This window comes from Janthinobacterium sp. UMAB-56 (assembly GCF_900095265.1).
GTDB lineage: Bacteria > Pseudomonadota > Gammaproteobacteria > Burkholderiales > Burkholderiaceae_D > Janthinobacterium.
On the sequence record NZ_LT607653.1, the window covers coordinates 164,601 to 183,746 of the forward strand.

Here is a 19,146-nt window from a genome sequence, read left to right on the forward strand (position 1 = left end):
GGCGCATGGGTGTCGACCTTGTTTAGAGTTTAACCCACCTTGACGCAGAGAAAATTAATGTCAGAAAAAAATACTCAAACGGATGGTCGCGTTGTTGATCATGGCGATGATGAAATAAAGTTGTTCGACGTGCTCTTGGTTCTATTAGAAAACAAAGGAAAAATTGCTGCGGCGACACTGCTGACAGCTTTGCTAGCCGCTGGCGCGACGGCATTGCTGCCCGATAAATTTCAAGCTGAGGTACTTTTATTACCGCCAAAGCAAGCGCAGAATACATCCGCATTATTAATGGGGCAATTGAGTTCGCTTGGTGGTTCAGTCGGCGGTGCGTTGGGACCCAGCCCCAATGATATGTATATTGGCATGCTGCAAAGCAGGACGATTGCAGACGCATTGATACGCCGCTTCAATCTGGCCAGTGACTATCGAACTAAGGATGCCAGCGAAACGCGCATGGAACTCGCAAAAGCGAGTACGTTCATAAACGAAAAAAGCGGCATGATTACCTTGCAGGTTCTAGATAAAGATAAGCTGCAGGCCGCTGCTCTTGCGAATGGTTACATCGAGGAATTGCAAAAGCTGGTCCAAGTATTCGCTGTAACCGAGGCAGCCCAGCGTCGTCAATTCTATGAGAAGCAATTGGCAGGTGCGAAACGCCAACTTAGTGACGCCGAAGTAGCTTTGAAAAAAGTACAGCAAAAGACCGGCCTGATTCAGATGAATGCGCAGGCTGAGGCGCTGATCCAAGGAGCCGCTGCAGTTCAGGCGCAGGTCGCCGCCCATGAGATTAGGCTAACCGCGATGCAAACCTTTGCGACTCCTCTCAATCCTGACTACGTGCGAGTTCAACAAGAGTTGATAGGGTTGCGCGCTCAACTAAGTAACATGGAAACGGGTGTCAATCGTGGCAATGGAGATTTATCCATCTCAGCAAGCAAGGCGCCAGAAGATGGGTTGGAATATGTGCGCAAGTTGCGCGATGTTAAATATTATGAAACCATTTTTGACTTGATGGCTAAGCAATTTGAAATTGCAAAGATCGATGAAGCGAAAGAAAGTGCTTTCATTCAGGTTTTGGACCCAGCGATTCCACCCGATAATAATGCACAACCCCGTCGGGTCCGAATTGTTGTCATCGCTGCGCTGATGGCGGCATTTTTTTCTATGTGTTGGGCATTTGCCAGCGAGGCGTTAAAGAGCGCACGCAGGGATATTAAGAAATTGGATAAGATGAAATTGCTTAAAAGAAGTTTATTGTCGAAGTCGATGGCTGAGTGAGTGCTGTTGCGAAATAACATTGGTATTAACTGAGTAATTAATTAATGGAAGAGTTTTTTATGACTAAAGTCGCACTTATCACGGGTATAACCGGACAAGATGGCTCGTATTTGGCTGAGTTTCTTTTGGCGAAAGGTTATCAAGTTCATGGAATCAAGCGTCGCGCATCACTGTTTAATACCGATAGGATCGACCCGATATATCAAGACCCGCATGTTCCTAATCCAAAGCTGTTTCTCCATTATGGTGATTTGACGGATTCGTCCAATTTGATTCGTATCCTGCAGCAGGTTCAACCGGATGAGGTATATAACCTAGGTGCAATGAGCCACGTTGCAGTATCGTTCGAGTCGCCGGAATACACGGCAGACGTCGATGGTATGGGTACGCTTCGTTTGCTCGAAGCGATACGTTTGCTGGGGCTGGAAAAGAAGACGCGCTTTTATCAAGCTTCAACATCAGAATTGTATGGGTTGGTCCAGGAAATTCCGCAAAAGGAGACAACTCCCTTTTATCCTCGTAGTCCATACGCGGTTGCGAAGTTGTATGCTTATTGGATCACGGTAAATTACCGTGAAGCCTATGGTATGTATGCCTGCAACGGGATTTTGTTTAATCACGAGTCACCGCGCCGTGGAGAAACGTTTGTAACGCGAAAAATCACCCGGGCCTTGGCTAATATATCTCAGGGACTAGAGTCACTGCTCTATCTCGGCAATATGGATGCTTTGCGTGACTGGGGCCACGCGCGCGACTATGTCGAGATGCAATGGTTGATGCTGCAGCAGGAGCAACCGGAAGATTTTGTCATTGCCACCGGGGTACAGTATTCCGTACGCCAATTCGTTGAAGTCGCAGCTTCTGAATTAGGTATTAGTATCGAATGGCAAGGCTCGGGTATTGATGAGAAGGGAATTGTTGCCTCCGTTACCGGGGAAAAGGCTCCTGGCATTGTGGTTGGTCAAACGATTGTCAGTATTGATCCTAAATATTTCCGTCCAACGGAGGTGGAAACTCTACTAGGTGATCCTACTAATGCCCGCGTTAAACTTGGTTGGGTTCCAACGACGACATTTGTCGAAATGGTGCAAGAAATGATGGCGTTTGATTTCGATGCAGCGAAACGTCACGTATTGTTAAATAATCATGGCTACAAAGTCGCGATTTCAATCGAGTAGTAAGGATTATTAAATATGACTACAAAGAAGCGAATTTATGTCGCCGGCCATCGCGGGATGGTAGGCGCAGCAATCGTGCGCCTGTTAGTTGCGCGTGGAGATAGCGAGATAGTTACGAAAAGTAGCAATGAGCTTGATCTCACTGACCAAGCCCAGGTTCGGTCATTTTTTGCTGTCCAGAAAATCGATGAGGTATATATCGCAGCGGCAAAAGTTGGCGGAATTCACGCTAACAATACTTTTCCTGCCGAATTCATTTATCGAAATCTGATGATTGAGAGCAATGTGATTCACGAAGCGTGGAGTTCAGGTGTTCAGAAATTACTCTTTCTAGGCTCGTCATGTATCTATCCTAGAATGGCTGAACAGCCGATCAAGGAAGAGTATCTGCTTACTGGAAAACTTGAGCCGACCAATGAAGCTTATGCAATTGCAAAAATAGCGGGTATTAAGCTCTGCGAAAGTTATAACCGACAATATGGAGTCGATTACCGCAGTATAATGCCGACCAATTTATATGGTCCTGGTGATAACTACCATTCAGAGAATAGCCATGTGATTCCAGCATTGATCCGCCGGTTTCATGAAGCAAAATTAGCCGCTGCTCCTGAAATTGTAATTTGGGGGACCGGAACGCCACGCCGCGAGTTTCTCTACGTCGATGACATGGCTGGAGCCAGCATTCACGTAATGGAACTGCCGCGTGAAGTTTACGAAGCCACTACTCAGCCGATGAGTTCTCACATCAATGTGGGAACAGGATCCGATATAACGATCGCGCTATTGGCAGAAACGATAGGGAAAATTGTAGGGTATTCTGGAAATATTAGGTTTGATGTTACCAAGCCGGATGGAACTCCGCGTAAATGGCTGGATATATCACGTCTGCTTAGTTTGGGGTGGAAGCCAAGCGTAGAACTAGAGAGCGGTCTGCAGCATGCATACCAAGCATTTCAGCGCGGAACCTGACTTTTTATTTTGGTTGGTACGTCGTGATTTATAAAAAAATCGCTTCAGCGCTAAATAAGTATTGGTATATTTTTATTATTTATAATTGGGTATGAAATGAAAGCAGTCATTCTTGCAGGTGGACTAGGCACGCGCATTAGCGAAGAGACATCCACTAAGCCGAAACCGATGGTGGAAATAGGAGGTAAACCCATATTATGGCATATCATGAAAAGTTATTCAGCTCATGGTGTGAATGATTTTGTAATTTGCTGCGGCTATAAGGGGTATGTTATTAAGGAATACTTCGCAAATTATTTTCTTCATATGTCGGATGTTACATTTGATATGAAAAATAATAAAATGGAAGTTCATGCTCGGAACGCTGAGCCATGGAAAGTTACATTGGTGGATACCGGTGATGACACGCTTACGGGCGGACGTTTAAAACGTGTCAAGCAGTATGTCGCTGACGAGGAAGAATTCTGCTTTACCTATGGCGATGGCGTCAGCGATGTTAATATCACAGAATTAATAAAATTTCATCGGAAAAATGGGAAACTTGCTACGCTGACAGCGACCCAGCCACCTGGTCGTTTTGGTGCTTTGAATTTGGATGGGCACGTTGTAAATAGTTTTCAAGAAAAACCGCAAGGTGATGGAGCATGGATCAATGGTGGTTATTTTGTATTGTCGCCAAAAGTAATTGATTATGTTGATGATGACGCTATCATGTGGGAAAAGCAGCCGATGGAACGATTGGCGGAAGATGGCCAACTGAATGCCTATTTTCATAAGGGATTCTGGCAGCCAATGGATACGCTGCGTGACAAGGTACATCTGGAAGAGCTGTGGCAGTCTGGTAAAGCTCCTTGGAAGGCATAAGCATGAGCATGAATCTCTCATTTTGGAGGGGGAAGCGGATCTTTTTAACCGGGCACACTGGGTTTAAAGGCGGCTGGCTGAGCCTATGGTTACAACAACTCGGTGCTGAAGTTACCGGCTATGCCCTATTGGCACCAACCGAACCAAGCTTATACGAGGTGGCTGATGTTGCGCGCGGCATGCGTTCAATTATCGGAGACGTGCGCGATGCTGCCGCGCTCAAGCGTGCAATGGTCGAGGCCTGTCCGGAAATCGTGATTCACATGGCTGCCCAGCCGCTCGTACGTTACTCTTACGACCACCCAGTGGAAACGTATTCGACTAACGTGATGGGCCTAGTCAACCTGTTGGAAGCCGTGCGCGGCTTACCAGGCGTCCGTTCAGTCGTCAACGTTACCAGCGACAAATGCTATGAAAACAGGGAATGGCCTTGGGGCTATCGTGAGAACGAAGCCATGGGGGGGTACGACCCCTACAGCAACAGTAAAGGCTGCGCTGAACTCATTACTTCTGCCTATCGCAATTCGTACTTCAATCAAACAAAATACTCCACGCACGGTATCGCTCTGGGCAGTGGCCGAGCTGGTAACGTGATCGGCGGCGGAGATTGGGCCTTGGATCGGCTGATTCCGGACATGCTGCGCGCAATCGGCGCGGGCGAGGCCGTCAAAATTCGTAACCCGGATGCGATTCGGCCATGGCAACATGTATTGGAGCCACTGAGCGGTTACCTGACCTTGGCGGAAAAACTCTACACGGACGGTGCTACCTACGCCGAAGGCTGGAATTTTGGTCCGCATGACATTGACGCCAAGCCGGTTGGTTGGATCATCGAACGTATTACCCAGGTTTGGGGCGACGGCGCAGCCTGGCAACTGGAAGGCGTGCCGCAACCGCACGAAGCCACGTACCTGAAGCTGGATTGTTCCAAGGCGCGCGCAGCCCTCGGCTGGCATCCGCGTTGGAACATTGGGCAGACCATCGAAAAAATCGTCGAGTGGCACAAGGCCTGCGACCAGGGCGCCGATATGCGCGCACTGACGCTGGGGCAAATCACGGCCTATCAAAACACTTAAAATATATACATTCAAGGAATTAGCATGAACAAAGAGCAAATCAGAGAACAAATCCGCGCACTGGTTGGCGAATACGGCGCATTGGCCAGCGCCCCAAGAGCTTTTGAACCGGGTGTGACCGTTATTCCTCCAGCCGGCAAAGTTGTGGGCGCACCGGAAATGGAACTGATGGTCGATGCCTCGCTGGATGCCTGGCTGACGACCGGCCGCTTTAACGACCAATTCGAAGCGCGTTTGGCTAAGTTCCTTGGTGTAAATTTCTTGATCACCGTGAACTCGGGCTCATCAGCCAATCTGGTCGCGTTTAACACGCTGACCTCGCCAAAACTCGGAGCGCGTGCCATTCAGCCGGGTGACGAAGTGATTGGTGTAGCCGCCGGTTTCCCTACAACCGTCAACCCTATCCTGCAGTTCGGTGCCGTACCTGTGTTCGTCGACGTGGAACTGGGTACCTACAACGTTGATGCGACTTTAATCGAGGCTGCCATTACGCCGAAGACCAAGGCCATCATGTTGGCGCATACGCTGGGTAATCCATTCAATTTGGAACTCATCGTTGCTCTGTGCAAAAAATACAACCTGTGGCTGATCGAAGATTGCTGCGATGCGCTGGGTGCGACCTACAATGGCCAACTGGTTGGCACGTTTGGTGACATCGGCACCATGAGTTTTTATCCAGCACACCACATCACCATGGGTGAAGGCGGTGCCGTGTTTACGAACAGCCCGGAATTGAAAGCAATTGCGGAATCGTTCCGCGACTGGGGCCGCGACTGTTACTGCGCTCCCGGCAAAGACAACACCTGCGGTCAGCGCTTCTGCTGCAAACTTGGTACGCTGCCCGAAGGCTACGACCATAAATACACCTACTCTCACCTAGGCTACAACCTGAAGATCACCGACATGCAGGCCGCCTGTGGTGTGGCTCAACTCGACCGGATCGATGGGTTTGTCGCTGCACGTAAAGCTAACTTCGCTTACCTGACGGAACGCCTGCAAAGCTGTACAGAATTCCTGCTGCTGCCAGAGGCGACGCCAAATTCGGACCCATCGTGGTTCGGCTATCCGATTACCCTTAAACCGGAAGCTAACGTCAATCGCGTTGACCTGCTGACCTATCTGGATCAACACAAAATTGGTACGCGGCTGCTTTTTGCTGGTAATTTGACACGTCAACCTTATATGTTGGGCCGAAATTACCGTGTTGTTGGCAAGTTGGACAACACGGACCGCATTATGCACGACACGTTCTGGATTGGTGTGTTTCCAGGCCTGACAAATGAGATGCTTGATTTCACGATTGGCAAAATCGAAGCGTTCTTTGGCGTAAACTTCTAACTATGCGCTTGTTATTAACCGGTGCGACGGGCTTTTTGGGCGAGTCCTTGGTACGTCGCTTCTTGGCCGATGGTCATCAGATTGTGATATTGAAAAGGCGCACTTCGGTATTGCCCAGCCTGATCGCTAGCAATGCTGCCATCGTCTGCCATGATGTGGAGGACGGCTTGGCTGCAGCCTTTGTGGTAACAAAGCCTGATGCCGTTATTCATTTGGCGACGTGTTATGGCCGCAGTGGCGAAGACATGATGACCGTTTTCGAGACCAATACGGCTTTTTCACTGCACCTGCTGCAGGCCGCCCGGGCGGCCGAAGTCGCACTGTTCATCAATACCGATACGGCGCTTGAGAAATTGACGAACGCTTATTCACTGTCGAAAAGACAATTCGCTGAGTGGGGCCAATGGCTGGCGCAGCGCAATGAATTTACGTTCATTAACGTGCGGCTGGAGCATATGTTTGGCCCTGGAGATGCTGCGTCCAAATTTACGGCCCACGTTATCGGTACATTGTTGGAAAATCGTCTCGAAATTAATCTGACCAAGGGCGAACAGTTGCGTGACTTCATTTATATCGACGATGTGCTTTCTGGCTATCAGACCTTACTGGCCCATTACGCCCACAATACTGTCAATGGTTATATAGAATGTGATTTGGGCAGCGGGGAGGCGATTACCATCAAGGATTTTGTCGAATTGGTTCACACCCTGACTAAGTCGCGAACCAAACTTAACTTCGGTGCATTGCCGTACCGTCCCGGAGAGGTCATGCGGACACAAGCCGATACAAGTTATCTGAAAAAACTTGGCTGGCGTGTGCAAACCAGCTTGGCTGACGGCATACAAAAAATTATAGCGAGTGAAAAAATACTATGAAATTACTAATTACAGGTGGCTGTGGATTTTTGGGCAGTAATTTATCAGTCGACGCTTTGGCGCGTGGCGATGACTTAATGATTTTCGATAATCTATATCGCAACGGTTCGCGTGAGAACCTTATATGGCTGCAGCAGCAAGGAAAGTTCAAGTTTGAGCATGGCGATATTCGTAATCATAACGACGTCACGAGAGTAATACAGTCGTTTCAACCAGACGTAATTTTTCACTTGGCAGGGCAGGTTGCCATGACCACGTCGATCGCTAATCCACGTATGGATTTTGAGGTTAATGTGGCAGGTACTCACAGTCTGCTCGAAGCAGTGCGCTTGTATGCTCCACAAGCGACTGTGGTCTACTCGTCAACCAACAAGGTTTACGGCGATCTCGAACAATATCAGTACGTTGAAACGGAGATGCGCTATAAGTGTAGTGACCGCCCGGAGGGATTCAGCGAGGAAACCCCACTTGAATTTCACTCGCCATATGGCTGCTCAAAGGGCGCGGCTGACCAATATATGCTTGATTATGCACGTATTTTCGGGTTAAAAACGGTGGTGTTCCGTCATTCATCAATGTATGGCGGCCGCCAGTTTGCCACCTATGACCAAGGATGGGTCGGTTGGTTTTGCCAAAAGGCGATTGAGGCGAAAAATGGGCAGGTTGTGGAGCCGTTTACTATTTCAGGGACAGGGAAGCAGGTACGGGACGTGCTGCATGCCGACGACATGAAACGGCTGTACTTTGCCGCCGTCACCAATATTGAAGCGGCAAAGGGCCAAGCGTTCAACGTGGGTGGCGGCCTTCAAAATAGCCTGTCATTGTTGGAGTTGTTTTCACTGCTGGAAGAATTTTCAGGGGCCAAATTGAATTACGTTAAACTGCCGGTACGCTCTAGCGATCAGCGTGTGTTCGTTGCGGACATTGCCAAGGCTCAAAAAATCTTGCAATGGCAACCAATTGTGACGGCTAGGGAAGGTGTCGCAAGCATGGTCAACTGGGTAGATCAGTACTATGCTTGATGCCGCAGTATCGCAGCAGCGGACGAAGAATTACCTGACGCAAATCAAGTGGGCAGTGGTCTGCAAGGGGGGGGCAATGCTCGCCTCGTTTCTGGCCATTCCCTTGATGATACGTTATCTCGGGCAGGAGCAATTTGGCGTGTGGTCGACATTGCTAACTGTGATGTCGTGGATCGTCTTTTTCGATCTTGGCTTAGGCAACGGTTTACGCAATAAAGTCGCAGAGGCATTGTCAAAAAATCAGGCGGTGCTGGCAGCCGCCTATATTGGTTCTGGATACAGCCTGATTGCTGTGCTCGGGATATTGGTGTGGTCAATTGTGATTGGCATGTCCTTTTTCGTTTCTTGGCAAAGCATATTCAACACCACGGTGATTTCCGAGCCTACGTTGCGCATGACCGTGAATATCGCTGTAACATTCATCGTCTTGAACTTTTGGATGGGTCTGATTAACGCCTTGCTTGGTGCAGTCCAAAGGACCTCACTAATAGCGTTTGGACAGCTAATTTCAAATGGACTGGCTTTGTTGCTAGTCTATTTAATCAGTATGTCTGCAAGAGCGACGATCGTCAATCTTGCACTAATATACGGAGGGACAGTAACAGTTTCCAATGTTCTTTTGAGTTTCTGGTTCTACCGAGCATTTCCTGCTTTACGTCCACGCCTAAAAATGGACCGGCAGCATGTCCAACCGCTACTATCAGTGGGAATTCAGTTTTTTGTCATTCAACTCGCTGTTTTGTTAATTTTTACAACAGATAAAATCCTAATCACCCAATTGTTTGGTCCTGCTTATGTTGCACAGTACGAAGTGGTGTTCAAGCTGATGAGTATATTTACATTCGCTCATTCAATGGTCACTACACCGTTATGGTCGGCCTATACCGATGCCTATCATCGCGGTGATCTAGCATGGATCCGAAAAATATTGAACAAGCAACTCGTGATTTTTGGTGCAATGGTGGTTGGAGTGGTTATTCTCGCGATGCTGGCCAGGCCGCTGATTAGAATTTGGGTCGGGCCTGGGATCGCTATCGACCGAGGACTGGTACTATCGATGGCTATATTGGTACTGGTCACTATTTGGTCAAATATCTATGCCTATTTTTTAAATGGAGTTCAGAAAATTCAGTTGTCTTGGATTGTAGCAGTTGCTGCAATGTGCATTAATATTCCACTAAGTATTATACTTGCAAAATATACCAATTTAGGCACCTCTTCAGTGGTCATCGGTACCAGTTGTGCGCTTTTGCTACCGTCTTTCTTTGGTTGTGTGCAGACATTTAAGATAGTTGGTGGCCAGGCTGATGGTATATGGGGGCGCTAGTATGAAATCCATCTGGTATTGTTGAAGGTCTCATTGCAATTTAGCCTAAAATCGCTACTTAATTAAAAAAACAAATAATTGATTTATAAAACTATGACACTTCCTCTCGTCAGTATCTTGATCCCGGTTTTTAACCGGGAGCAGATCATAGCTCAAACGCTAGATTCTGCATTGTCGCAAACCTATATCGATTTTGAGATTGTCGTGGTGGATAACTTTAGTAACGATGGGACGTGGGGTATTCTTCAAGAATATGCTGAAAAACATGACCGCGTTCGGGTGTTTCGTAATGCAGAGAATATCGGGCCTGTTAGGAATTGGCTTGCTTGTGTATCAAAAGCACGTGGAATTTTCTCTAAAATATTATGGTCGGACGACCTGATTCATGCGGATTTTTTATGGAAAGTGATGCCCTATATGGCGGATTCTGATGTGGGATTTGTATACTCAGCCACCAAAATTTTTACAGGCAATAATAAAAATTCAGGAAATACTGTTTTTTCCTCATTGCGAAGTGGCTGTTATGCGAGCGCCCTGTTCCAAGAAGGCGCTTTGCTAAATGGAGATTTCCCTGTCTCCCCAGGCTGTGCGGTATTCAGAACTGCGGATTTGCAGAAAAACTTGTTATTGCATGTCCCCAATTCAGTTGATAGCGATTTTAGTATGCACGCAATTGGTAACGATCTATTAATTTTCTTGCTTACTGCAAAAAACTATAAAAAATTCGCTGTCGTTGCCGAGCCTCTTTCATATTTTCGATCCCATACAGGATCTATCACTATCTCATCAGCATCTGGAAAAATACCGCTGCATTACGACTTGGCAAAAGGATTTTTCTTGGAGCAATCTGGAGCGGATGAAAAGCTTTTGATGAAAGTTTCTGCAATGTTTCGTTTTCATATGTTGCGATATGACGCAAGGAAATTCGGTATAGTAAAACTGGCTGATTTTTTTCCTAGCCAGCGAGAAGTACATGTATCACTGTCTTTAGTTATTAAAATTGCTTTCAGGATGTATATACAAAAATTACGTGGTTTATTTTTGAAAAAATTATCACGAGCAAGTTGATCTCTCCTAATCGCAATAATGTCGCAGCAGCAGCCCCCCCACGCGGTATCGTATATCTTAATTTCGTATAGAAAAGTGTCAAAATAATGCATGTAGAGTTCGATTTACCCCATTCCCAGAATTCCATAAAACAACAGGCCAAGAAAGAAGGAGGTCGCCGTTTAAAAGAACAGAACGCGGATGATGCAGATCACCCTCTAATTACAATCATTACGGCTGCTTTTAATGTTGAAGAGTTGATCTGGAAAACAGCTGAGTCAATCCGGAATCAATCCTGCAAGACCGCTGAATGGATCATCATCGATGGCGGATCTCACGACGGAACTATCGACTTACTGCAGAAAAATACAGATGTCATCGACTATTGGATAAGTGAGCATGACGGTGGTATTTACGATGCGCTTAACAAGGGAATTTTCTTGGCGCAGGGTAGATATTATCTTGTCTTGGGGGCTGGCGATACATTGGCGCCTGACGCTATCGAAAAATTTAGTCAAATAATTCGGGCAGATCAGCCGGACCTGATTACAGCATGGGTAAAGGATGGTGATCGTATTATTCCGCCAGCAAGACTACGAAATCGTCGGTACCTGTGGTTGGGTCACAATTTTTTTTGTTCATCCCACAGTGTCGGGACTTGCATTAAATTGGATTTACATGCACGGTATGGCCTGTATTCACATTGGTATCCATTGTTGGCTGATGGAAAGTTCATTGGCGACGCCTTGCGTAGCAAAGATGTCAAATATTCGCATGCAGAGTTTCTTTCAGGTGAATTTTTGGGTGGAGGTGCAACCCATCAACGACGTTACCGTTCTGCGTGTGAACATTTTATGATTCAAATGGAAAGTGGCGCCCATGTAGTACCACAGATGGCGTTGCTATTTTTACGGCTGATAAAAGCATCCATTGACAGCACTCGTTCAAAATTTGTGGCTTAATTTTTAGGTGTTGCCGCAAGGTTACTACAACTTTAGGCTGTCTATGAAAGGTAGATAAATTGTTCGATCCGATATATGTCACGTTGTGTGTGTCATTGGTGATCTATTTTTTTTCCAGAAAATTAGTCTTCAATATTTTGGATCCGGTCATTGCTGGCTTGGCTACCATTGCCATGAGTGCCTCTTTGGTTTATTCGTTGTATGGCCGCGAGACGCTCACAACTCCGGTTGTTCAGATTTTTGCAATAAGCGTTTTGGGTTATCTTGTTGGTATATACAGTATTGCTAGAAGCTTTTCTTTACAGCGCTTGCGGCACGCATTGTCCGAAACTGTAGATAGATTTGATGAGCGCGAAATTATTGGAGCCTGTATCGTTGCGCTCGTATTGACTTTGCTGCTAGCTGGTCTTGCTGTGATCATGGGCGGTGCCGGCGATGCGCGACAAGATTTTGCAAAGACTTTACGCCCACTCGCAATATTGCAAGGTGGAGTAATTTTACCCGTCTATGTGCTTTTACTAAGCAAAAAAATCCGCTTTTTGCGTCGATTGTTGGTGGTATTTATGTTGGTTTTGCTATCAATTCCATTCTCCGGGAAAAGTGTTTTCTTTCCCATGCTAGCATGGATCGGTATGGTCATGTATTTGGATAATAGGAAAGTCAGCGTCAAGCTCTTATTCTTGCTGGGACTAGCAACCATCTTGCCTATTTATCTTGTAGCAGTGATCGGCTATGGATCAAGCGGATTGTCGGACGTAGTTTCATTGCTGATGATTCGCTTTTTGCTGTCGGGCGATGTTTACATTTTCGCTTATCAAAATGGTGGTTTGGATATTATTCGTAGTTACTATAAACCAGGATTTCTCTCATACATCCTTCACCCGATAACTGCTTTGATCGGTTTTCGCGCATATGACAAGCCGTTAGGCTCAATGATTGCATCGCAATTCACGGGGCGTGATTTGATAACCGGGCCAAATCCACAGCTTCCGGTTCTTTTTGATTTTTTCTTTCCTCATAGCCGAGTTATTAGTTTTTTTCTTTCTTTTTTTGTTGGCTTGGCAACATATTCGACTCGATTGTGGCTAATTCGTTCTACGCATTTATCGCGCAGATATTTGCAATTGGGGATAGCTGCGATGGCGATATTTTTGCCCGGAATGGCTTTTGCTGACGTTTCCCTTTTTATAATGGGTTTGATTGGAATCACGGCCGGTGTATTTTTTCTTGCTGGTGCGAATGTCATATTCGGTACACTGCGCTATATTATTTTTTTAGCCATAACTGAAATAGCTATAAAAAATAGAGGATAATTGGTTTGAATTTTATAAATGAAATAAATTCCGGCTTTCGGCCACGAGTGTTAGTTTTAATGGCGACTTATAATGGCGCTGCTTGGCTGGTAGAGCAAATAAAATCAGTGCTGGCTCAGCAGGACGTTGATGTTCATATTCTTATCGGTGATGATTGTTCGAAGGATAAGACACGTGATTTTGTCGAGATAAATTTTTCCGGTAACAGTGCAGTAAAGTTAATGGCTTGGGAAAGTTCCAGTGGGACTGCGGGAGCTAATTTTCGGCGTTTATATCTAGCCGCTGATGTGGGAAACTATGATTTTATAGCGCTTGCTGATCAAGATGATATATGGTTGCCTCTTAAATTGATTACCGGCATTCGCTGTTTAAATGAGACAGGCTTCCATGGCTATTCGGGAGCTGTGGAGGCTTTTTGGCCGGATGGCCGCAAAAAAATATTGGCTCAAGTACCTGTAATAAAACCTGCTGATTTCCTTTTCGAAGGTGCCGGGCAGGGATGCACTTTTGTTGTCCGCGCCGAACTTTTTCTACGTATTCAACAGTTTTGTCGTGCCCATCCCACTGCTGTTGATGCTCTACATTACCACGATTGGCTGATATATCTTTTGGCGAGGGCCTGGAACAAAGAGTGGTATTTTGATCCGTTGCCATTCATGCTTTACAGGCAACACGGTGGAAATGAAATCGGATCTCGGGATGGTATTGCCGCAGTCAAAAAACGCTTGAATTTGATCCGAAGCGGCTGGTATCGCGGGCAAGTACGGGCAGCATTTGCAATTTATCAACAAGCTAATGGTAACGATAGTATCGCACTAAATATTGGGCAATTAGTTATCCAACGTCCCGTGTTGATGAGGGGTGGCCGTCTATTCTTCATACTGCTTCGGCACGGGCGGCGGCGCTTCGTCGACCGGCTGGTGCTAGCGTTGGCTGCGGTAATCGCTTGGTTGTGACGGAAGCGTCCCCTAACGGTAGTTTATCGAATTTGGATGCTTGTTGAAATAGGATTGCACTAGAAAAACTGGGGCGCGATGTCCACTGGGAAGGCAAGTGCCGATTTCTGAAGCTTTTTTACGATTTTCTGTCCGTCGTGCAGAATTATTCCACGTCCGACAAACTACCGTTAGTGCGTTGGAGCTCACGACAAATTGTGCTGGCGGAACGGCAAAGGCGTTTAGCAATGGACCGGATAGAGCACAGGTCATCTCGCAGGATCATGACGACGGCACGCTCCTGCCTGGTTAAGTAGTTAGATATGGGTGATCATATTCCAATTCGTAGCCTGCCATTTTTCAGGGCCAGGTTGCTTTTGAGTACACTGTTGAATCCTGTCACCCAACTACCAGCGCCATGAGCCAAGCCCTTCACAGCCAAGCCCGCACCACTCATCTGATCCGGGACGAAATCCGCAACTCGACGCTCTCTCAACGGGAACTGGCTGAGCGCTACAATGTCAGTCGTCTGACGATCCGCAAGTGGCAGAACCGCGACAGCGCCGAGGATCTTTCGCACCGGCCAGGTATCATGCACACCACGCTCACGCCGGCGCAGGAATTGATCGTCGTGGAGCTGCGCACCACGCTGCTGCTGCCCACCGACGACCTGCTGGCGGTGGCCCGCGAGTTCGTCAATCCAGCGCTTTCGCGCGCCGCCCTGGGTCGCTGCCTGCGCCGTCATGGTGTCTCCAGCCTGCTTGAACTGGCCGCCCGGGAAACCGATAAGCCCGTCACCAAAAAGTCGTTCAAGGACTACGAGCCCGGCTTTTTATATATGGATATCAAGTACTTGCCGCAGATGCCTGACGAAACCGAACGTCGTTACCTGTTCGTCGCCATCGACCGCGCCACGCGCTGGGTTTTCATGGAGATCTATGCCGACCAGTCCGACATTAGTAGCACCGACTTCCTGATCAAGCTCAACAATGCCTGTCCGATCGCCATCGTCAAGCTCCTCACTGACAATGGCAGTCAGTTCACCGACCGCTTTAGCAGCAAGAAAAAAGACCCGGAAACGGGCGACCGGATTCCCAGCGGCAAGCACGCGTTTGACGTGCTATGCAAGCAACTGGCGATCGAACATCGCCTGATCCCGCCACGTCATCCTCAGACCAACGGCATGGTGGAACGCTTCAACGACCGCATCAGCGAGGTCGTCAATCAGACCCGTTTCGCGTCCAGGGCCGAGCTCGAATCAACACTGCGCAATTATCTGAAAATCTATAACCACAACATCCCACAGCGTGCCCTCAACAACGAAACACCGATTCAGGCAATGAAGAAATGGCAGGCGAAAAAGCCGGAATTATTCGTTAAACGTGTCTATAACCAGGTGGGTCTTGACAGTTAAGTCCGTGTAGGTTTCTGACATGGCAACACCTTACAGGATGATGGTGTTGCACTTGGTTCTGGAGAACGCCGGGTCATATTTAACTTTGACACAACCTTAATGCGTCATGCCAATTCGGAATGCGACAAAAAGTATCCATCAAGCGTTGTGACGTTGTGATGATAGTAATGAATTGATCGGACGCTTCGCCGGTACAGGATAGTCTTGGGCTAATATCGGTTTTAATCTTGGCTTTTTCGTCATTGAAGGATGGGCCATGATCGCTTCGGTAAAGCCGAACCAGCTGGTCCTTCCTTGCGCCGTCAAATGATATAAGCCGGCGCGTGCCTGCCACCATGTTTGCTGGTCGCTTGTCGCCAGGCTTTGTGCCACGATATGCGCCGTGGTATCGGCGATGGTACGGCTCCATGTCGGTGCGCCGAACTGATCGGATACGATATTTAGTTCTTCGCGCTCCTTTGCCAGGCGCAGCATGGTCAACAGAAAATTCTTGCCATGCGTGCTATAGACCCAACTGGTGCGCAAGATCAGGTGTGGGATGCCGGTGGCCTGGATCGCCTGTTCGCCGGCCAGCTTGCTGCTACCGTACACATTGATCGGGCTGGTTGGATCGGTTTCGACGTAGGGGCCATCTTTCGAGCCATCAAATACGTAGTCGGTGCTGTAATGGATCATCGCGGCGCCCAGTTTTTTGGCTTCTTCCGCCATCAAGCCCGGTGCTTCGCCGTTGATGCGCAGTGCCAGTTCAGGCTCGCTCTCGGCCTTGTCAACAGCGGTGTAGGCCGCCGGATTAACGATCAGCGTCGGCTTGATGCGGCGAATTACATCGCGTACCTGGTCCAGGTCGGCCAGGTCCATCTGGCTGCGGTCTAGCGCGATGATCTCTCCCAGACCTTGCAGGCTACGTTCCAGTTCGTAACCGACCTGGCCGTTTTTTCCTGTAATTAAGATACGGCTCATAATTGTTTCCATGAAGGGTGGAGCGGTAGTGTTGCAGTGCTCAGGCGAAGACGTCGGCATTGGCCAGCAATGTGCCGACTTTGTCCTTGCCAGACAGTAACGGTTCGCCGTCCAGCGGCCAGTCGATGCCGATCGCCGGGTCATTCCACAGGATGCTGCGTTCGAATTCCGGCGCCCAATAGTCGGTGGTCTTGTACAGGAACTCTGCGCTCTCGCTGGTCACCACGAAGCCGTGGGCGAAACCTTCAGGTATCCACAACTGGCATTTGTTGGCGGCCGACAGGACTACGCCAACCCAGTGGCCGAAGGTTGGCGAGCTTTTGCGCAGGTCGACGGCAACGTCGAAGACTTCGCCGGCCGTCACACGCACCAGCTTGCCTTGCGGCTGCTGGATCTGATAATGCAGGCCGCGCAACACGCCCTTGGCGGACTTGGAGTGGTTGTCCTGCACGAAGTCGCGCGTAATTCCAGTCAGTTCGGTAAAGCGTTTCTGGTTAAAACTCTCATAGAAAAAGCCGCGATCATCGCCAAAGACAGTAGGCTCGATGATCAGCACGTCCGGAATTGCTGTGGTTTGAATTTGCATGGTATGGATGAGCCGTTCAGGTCTTAATATATTTTTTCTTCGAGCAGGCGCAGCAGGTATTGGCCATACGCGTTTTTCTTCAATGGCTGGGCTAGTTGTTCCAGTTTGGCGGCATCGATATACCCTTTACGGTAGGCGATTTCTTCCGGGCAGGCGACTTTCAATCCCTGGCGATTTTCGATGGTGGCGATGAATTGGCCTGCTTCAAGCAAGGATTCATGTGTGCCGGTATCGAGCCAGGCCATGCCGCGCCCCATCAGCTCAACGTTCAACTGACCGCGTTCCAGATAAACCCGATTGACGTCGGTGATTTCCAGTTCGCCGCGAGGTGATGGTGCGATGCCGGCGGCGATGTCGCATACCTGGCGATCGTAGAAATACAGGCCGGTGACGGCGTAGTTCGATTTTGGTTTGAGCGGTTTTTCTTCGATGCTGACGGCGCGCCGCTGTGCGTCGAAGTCGACCACGCCATAACGTTCCGGATCGGTCACATGGTAAGCGAACACGGTCGAGCCGCTGGTGCGTGCCGAGGCTTCGCGTAACTGCGATTCAAAGTCGTGCCCATAATAGATGTTGTCACCCAAAATCAGCGCCGATGGCGCATCGCCGACAAACTCTTTGCCAATGATGAAGGCCTGTGCCAGGCCATCCGGGCTCGGCTGCACTGCATAGGTCAGGCTGATACCCCACTGGCTGCCGTCACCCAGCAACTCCTGGAAGCGAGGCGTATCTTGTGGCGTGGAAATGATCAGGATATCGCGTATGCCGGCCAGCATCAGGGTGGTCAGCGGATAGTAAATCATCGGCTTGTCATACACGGGCAGCAATTGCTTCGATACTGCCATGGTGACCGGGTACAGCCGCGTGCCTGAACCACCGGCCAGGATGATGCCTTTGCGTTCGATCGGTGCGCTCATCATGCCGATTCCTTTGCCGCATCGCGTGCCGCGTAGTTTTTCTCTACCCACTTCAGATAATCGCCCGACTGCACGTCGCGTACCCAGGCCTGGTTGTCCAGGTACCACTGGACCGTCTTGCGTATGCCCGTGGCGAAGGTTTCTGCCGGCTTCCAGCCCAGTTCGCGCTCGATCTTGCGCGCATCGATGGCATAGCGGCGGTCGTGGCCAGGGCGATCCTGTACATAGGTGATTTGTTCGCGATAGCTGCCAGAAGCCTTCGGGTCCAGCGTATCGAGGATGTCGCACAGGGTATGCACGACTTCCAGATTGGCCATTTCATTCCAGCCGCCCACGTTGTAGACCTCGCCCAGACGTCCCGCTTCCAGCACGCGACGAATCGCCGAGCAATGGTCGCCTACATACAGCCAGTCGCGCACTTGCATGCCGTCGCCATAGATAGGCAATGGCTTGCCGGCACGGGCGTTGCTGATGATGAGGGGAATCAGTTTTTCCGGGAAATGGAAAGAGCCATAGTTGTTTGAGCAGTTTGTCGTCAGCACCGGCATGCCATACGTATGGAAATAGGCGCGTACCAGATGGTCGGAGGCTGCTTTCGATGCCGAATAGGGGCTGTTCGGCGCATACGGCGTCGTTTCCGTGAATGGGGGATCTTGCGGACCCAGGGTGCCATAGACTTCATCGGTCGAGACGTGCAGGAAACGGAAACCATCCTTGGCCTCGCCCGTCAGGCCGGACCAATAGGCACGCGCGGCTTCGAGCAAGCTGAAAGTGCCATTGACGTTGGTCGAAATGAATTCACCTGGGCTATGAATCGAGCGGTCGACATGGCTTTCCGCCGCAAAATGCACGACGGCGCGCGGCTTATGTTCTGCCAACAGGCGGGAGACGTGATCGGTATCGCAAATATCGCCGCGTACAAAGATATGCCGCGGGTCTTGCTCCAGGCTGGCCAGATTACTGAGATTGCCTGCGTAAGTCAGTTTATCGAAGTTGATGACGGGCTCATCATTGAGCGCCAGCCAATCGCGTACAAAATTTGACCCGATGAAGCCGGCGCCGCCAGTAACTAAAATCATGCTCTT

The 19,146-nt window shown here is 48.9% G+C and carries 18 protein-coding genes and 1 pseudogene; 14 read left to right on the forward strand and 5 right to left on the reverse strand.

The annotated features are described in order from the left end of the window. Nucleotides 1-57: 57 nt before the first annotated feature. The 13 genes from K0F85_RS06645 to K0F85_RS06705 all read left to right on the forward strand — a co-directional run bounded on the left by K0F85_RS06645 (nt 58) and on the right by K0F85_RS06705 (nt 14,205). The gene (locus tag K0F85_RS06645) at nt 58-1,278 is read left to right on the forward strand and encodes a Wzz/FepE/Etk N-terminal domain-containing protein (protein ID WP_219115174.1); all 1,221 of its coding nucleotides are present in this window, start codon (nt 58-60) and stop codon (nt 1,276-1,278) included. 59 nt (nt 1,279-1,337) lie between these two features. Next, nucleotides 1,338-2,456: a GDP-mannose 4,6-dehydratase gene (gmd, locus tag K0F85_RS06650; protein WP_219115175.1), complete on the forward strand. Its 1,119-nt coding sequence runs from the start codon at nt 1,338-1,340 to the stop codon at nt 2,454-2,456. Between the two features lie 15 nt (nt 2,457-2,471). Then, nucleotides 2,472-3,425 (forward strand): GDP-L-fucose synthase, encoded by a 954-nt coding sequence (locus tag K0F85_RS06655; RefSeq protein WP_219115177.1) that lies wholly within the window; start codon nt 2,472-2,474, stop codon nt 3,423-3,425. 96 nt (nt 3,426-3,521) lie between these two features. Next, nucleotides 3,522-4,289, forward strand: coding sequence for a glucose-1-phosphate cytidylyltransferase (gene rfbF, locus K0F85_RS06660; protein ID WP_219115179.1), 768 nt, complete (start codon nt 3,522-3,524; stop codon nt 4,287-4,289). A gap of 8 nt (nt 4,290-4,297) precedes the next feature. Then, the gene (rfbG, locus tag K0F85_RS06665; RefSeq protein ID WP_219115600.1) at nt 4,298-5,365 is read left to right on the forward strand and encodes a CDP-glucose 4,6-dehydratase; all 1,068 of its coding nucleotides are present in this window, start codon (nt 4,298-4,300) and stop codon (nt 5,363-5,365) included. A 24-nt stretch (nt 5,366-5,389) separates the two neighbouring features. Then, on the forward strand, nt 5,390-6,703 hold the full coding sequence (rfbH, locus tag K0F85_RS06670; protein WP_219115180.1) for a lipopolysaccharide biosynthesis protein RfbH: 1,314 nt from the start codon (nt 5,390-5,392) through the stop codon (nt 6,701-6,703). Nucleotides 6,704-6,705: 2 nt separating this feature from the next. Then, nucleotides 6,706-7,578 carry an NAD(P)-dependent oxidoreductase gene (locus K0F85_RS06675; protein WP_219115182.1) on the forward strand — a complete coding sequence of 291 codons (873 nt, stop codon included), beginning with the start codon at nt 6,706-6,708 and terminating at the stop codon, nt 7,576-7,578. Further along, nucleotides 7,575-8,600: a GDP-mannose 4,6-dehydratase gene (locus tag K0F85_RS06680; protein ID WP_219115183.1), complete on the forward strand. Its 1,026-nt coding sequence runs from the start codon at nt 7,575-7,577 to the stop codon at nt 8,598-8,600. Before K0F85_RS06675 ends, K0F85_RS06680 begins: the two co-directional genes overlap by 4 nt. Continuing rightward, nucleotides 8,593-9,927: a lipopolysaccharide biosynthesis protein gene (locus tag K0F85_RS06685; RefSeq protein WP_219115185.1), complete on the forward strand. Its 1,335-nt coding sequence runs from the start codon at nt 8,593-8,595 to the stop codon at nt 9,925-9,927. The genes K0F85_RS06680 and K0F85_RS06685 overlap by 8 nt, the downstream gene beginning before the upstream one ends. A 93-nt stretch (nt 9,928-10,020) precedes the next feature. Continuing rightward, complete coding sequence (locus tag K0F85_RS06690) at nt 10,021-10,995, forward strand: glycosyltransferase family 2 protein (RefSeq protein ID WP_219115187.1); 975 nt, start codon at nt 10,021-10,023, stop codon at nt 10,993-10,995. A gap of 86 nt (nt 10,996-11,081) precedes the next feature. After that, nucleotides 11,082-11,936, forward strand: coding sequence for a glycosyltransferase (locus K0F85_RS06695; RefSeq protein WP_219115189.1), 855 nt, complete (start codon nt 11,082-11,084; stop codon nt 11,934-11,936). Nucleotides 11,937-11,995: 59 nt separating this feature from the next. Next, complete coding sequence (locus K0F85_RS06700; protein WP_219115190.1) at nt 11,996-13,249, forward strand: hypothetical protein; 1,254 nt, start codon at nt 11,996-11,998, stop codon at nt 13,247-13,249. Nucleotides 13,250-13,254: 5 nt separating this feature from the next. Next, nucleotides 13,255-14,205: a glycosyltransferase gene (locus K0F85_RS06705; protein WP_219115192.1), complete on the forward strand. Its 951-nt coding sequence runs from the start codon at nt 13,255-13,257 to the stop codon at nt 14,203-14,205. 145 nt (nt 14,206-14,350) lie between these two features. Here the strand turns inward: K0F85_RS06705 and K0F85_RS28620 are convergent, their stop codons facing one another. Continuing rightward, on the reverse strand, nt 14,351-14,509 hold the full coding sequence (locus K0F85_RS28620; protein ID WP_257572617.1) for a helix-turn-helix domain-containing protein: 159 nt from the start codon (nt 14,507-14,509) through the stop codon (nt 14,351-14,353). Between the two features lie 93 nt (nt 14,510-14,602). Between K0F85_RS28620 and K0F85_RS06715 the strand changes: the two genes are divergently transcribed. Beyond that, nucleotides 14,603-15,598 carry an IS481 family transposase gene (locus tag K0F85_RS06715; RefSeq protein ID WP_219115193.1) on the forward strand — a complete coding sequence of 332 codons (996 nt, stop codon included), beginning with the start codon at nt 14,603-14,605 and terminating at the stop codon, nt 15,596-15,598. A gap of 79 nt (nt 15,599-15,677) precedes the next feature. On the opposite strand, the pseudogene rfbD reads toward K0F85_RS06715, so the two are convergent. The 4 genes and pseudogenes from rfbD to rfbB form a co-directional block, all read right to left on the reverse strand. After that, nucleotides 15,678-16,558: pseudogene (gene rfbD, locus K0F85_RS06720) on the reverse strand (dTDP-4-dehydrorhamnose reductase). Between the two features lie 40 nt (nt 16,559-16,598). Then, nucleotides 16,599-17,144: a dTDP-4-dehydrorhamnose 3,5-epimerase gene (gene rfbC, locus K0F85_RS06725; protein WP_219115196.1), complete on the reverse strand. Its 546-nt coding sequence runs from the start codon at nt 17,142-17,144 to the stop codon at nt 16,599-16,601. Between the two features lie 23 nt (nt 17,145-17,167). Further along, entirely contained in the window at nt 17,168-18,061 is an 894-nt protein-coding gene (gene rfbA, locus K0F85_RS06730) for a glucose-1-phosphate thymidylyltransferase RfbA (RefSeq protein WP_219115601.1), read from the reverse strand. Further along, nucleotides 18,061-19,140: a dTDP-glucose 4,6-dehydratase gene (gene rfbB, locus K0F85_RS06735; protein ID WP_219115198.1), complete on the reverse strand. Its 1,080-nt coding sequence runs from the start codon at nt 19,138-19,140 to the stop codon at nt 18,061-18,063. The genes rfbA and rfbB overlap by 1 nt, the downstream gene beginning before the upstream one ends. Between the last annotated feature and the right edge of the window lie 6 nt (nt 19,141-19,146).

Coding starts and splice junctions, on each gene's coding strand:
- K0F85_RS06675 (WP_219115182.1), top strand. CDS start 6,706: ATGCGCTTGTTATTAACCGGTGCGACGGGCTTTTTGGGCGAGTCCTTG.
- rfbF (WP_219115179.1), top strand. CDS start 3,522: ATGAAAGCAGTCATTCTTGCAGGTGGACTAGGCACGCGCATTAGCGAA.
- rfbA (WP_219115601.1), bottom strand. CDS start 18,061: ATGAGCGCACCGATCGAACGCAAAGGCATCATCCTGGCCGGTGGTTCA.
- rfbG (WP_219115600.1), top strand. CDS start 4,298: ATGAATCTCTCATTTTGGAGGGGGAAGCGGATCTTTTTAACCGGGCAC.
- K0F85_RS06680 (WP_219115183.1), top strand. CDS start 7,575: ATGAAATTACTAATTACAGGTGGCTGTGGATTTTTGGGCAGTAATTTA.
- K0F85_RS06685 (WP_219115185.1), top strand. CDS start 8,593: ATGCTTGATGCCGCAGTATCGCAGCAGCGGACGAAGAATTACCTGACG.
- K0F85_RS06695 (WP_219115189.1), top strand. CDS start 11,082: ATGCATGTAGAGTTCGATTTACCCCATTCCCAGAATTCCATAAAACAA.
- K0F85_RS06715 (WP_219115193.1), top strand. CDS start 14,603: ATGAGCCAAGCCCTTCACAGCCAAGCCCGCACCACTCATCTGATCCGG.
- rfbB (WP_219115198.1), bottom strand. CDS start 19,140: ATGATTTTAGTTACTGGCGGCGCCGGCTTCATCGGGTCAAATTTTGTA.
- rfbH (WP_219115180.1), top strand. CDS start 5,390: ATGAACAAAGAGCAAATCAGAGAACAAATCCGCGCACTGGTTGGCGAA.
- K0F85_RS06690 (WP_219115187.1), top strand. CDS start 10,021: ATGACACTTCCTCTCGTCAGTATCTTGATCCCGGTTTTTAACCGGGAG.
- rfbC (WP_219115196.1), bottom strand. CDS start 17,144: ATGCAAATTCAAACCACAGCAATTCCGGACGTGCTGATCATCGAGCCT.
- K0F85_RS06655 (WP_219115177.1), top strand. CDS start 2,472: ATGACTACAAAGAAGCGAATTTATGTCGCCGGCCATCGCGGGATGGTA.
- gmd (WP_219115175.1), top strand. CDS start 1,338: ATGACTAAAGTCGCACTTATCACGGGTATAACCGGACAAGATGGCTCG.
- K0F85_RS06645 (WP_219115174.1), top strand. CDS start 58: ATGTCAGAAAAAAATACTCAAACGGATGGTCGCGTTGTTGATCATGGC.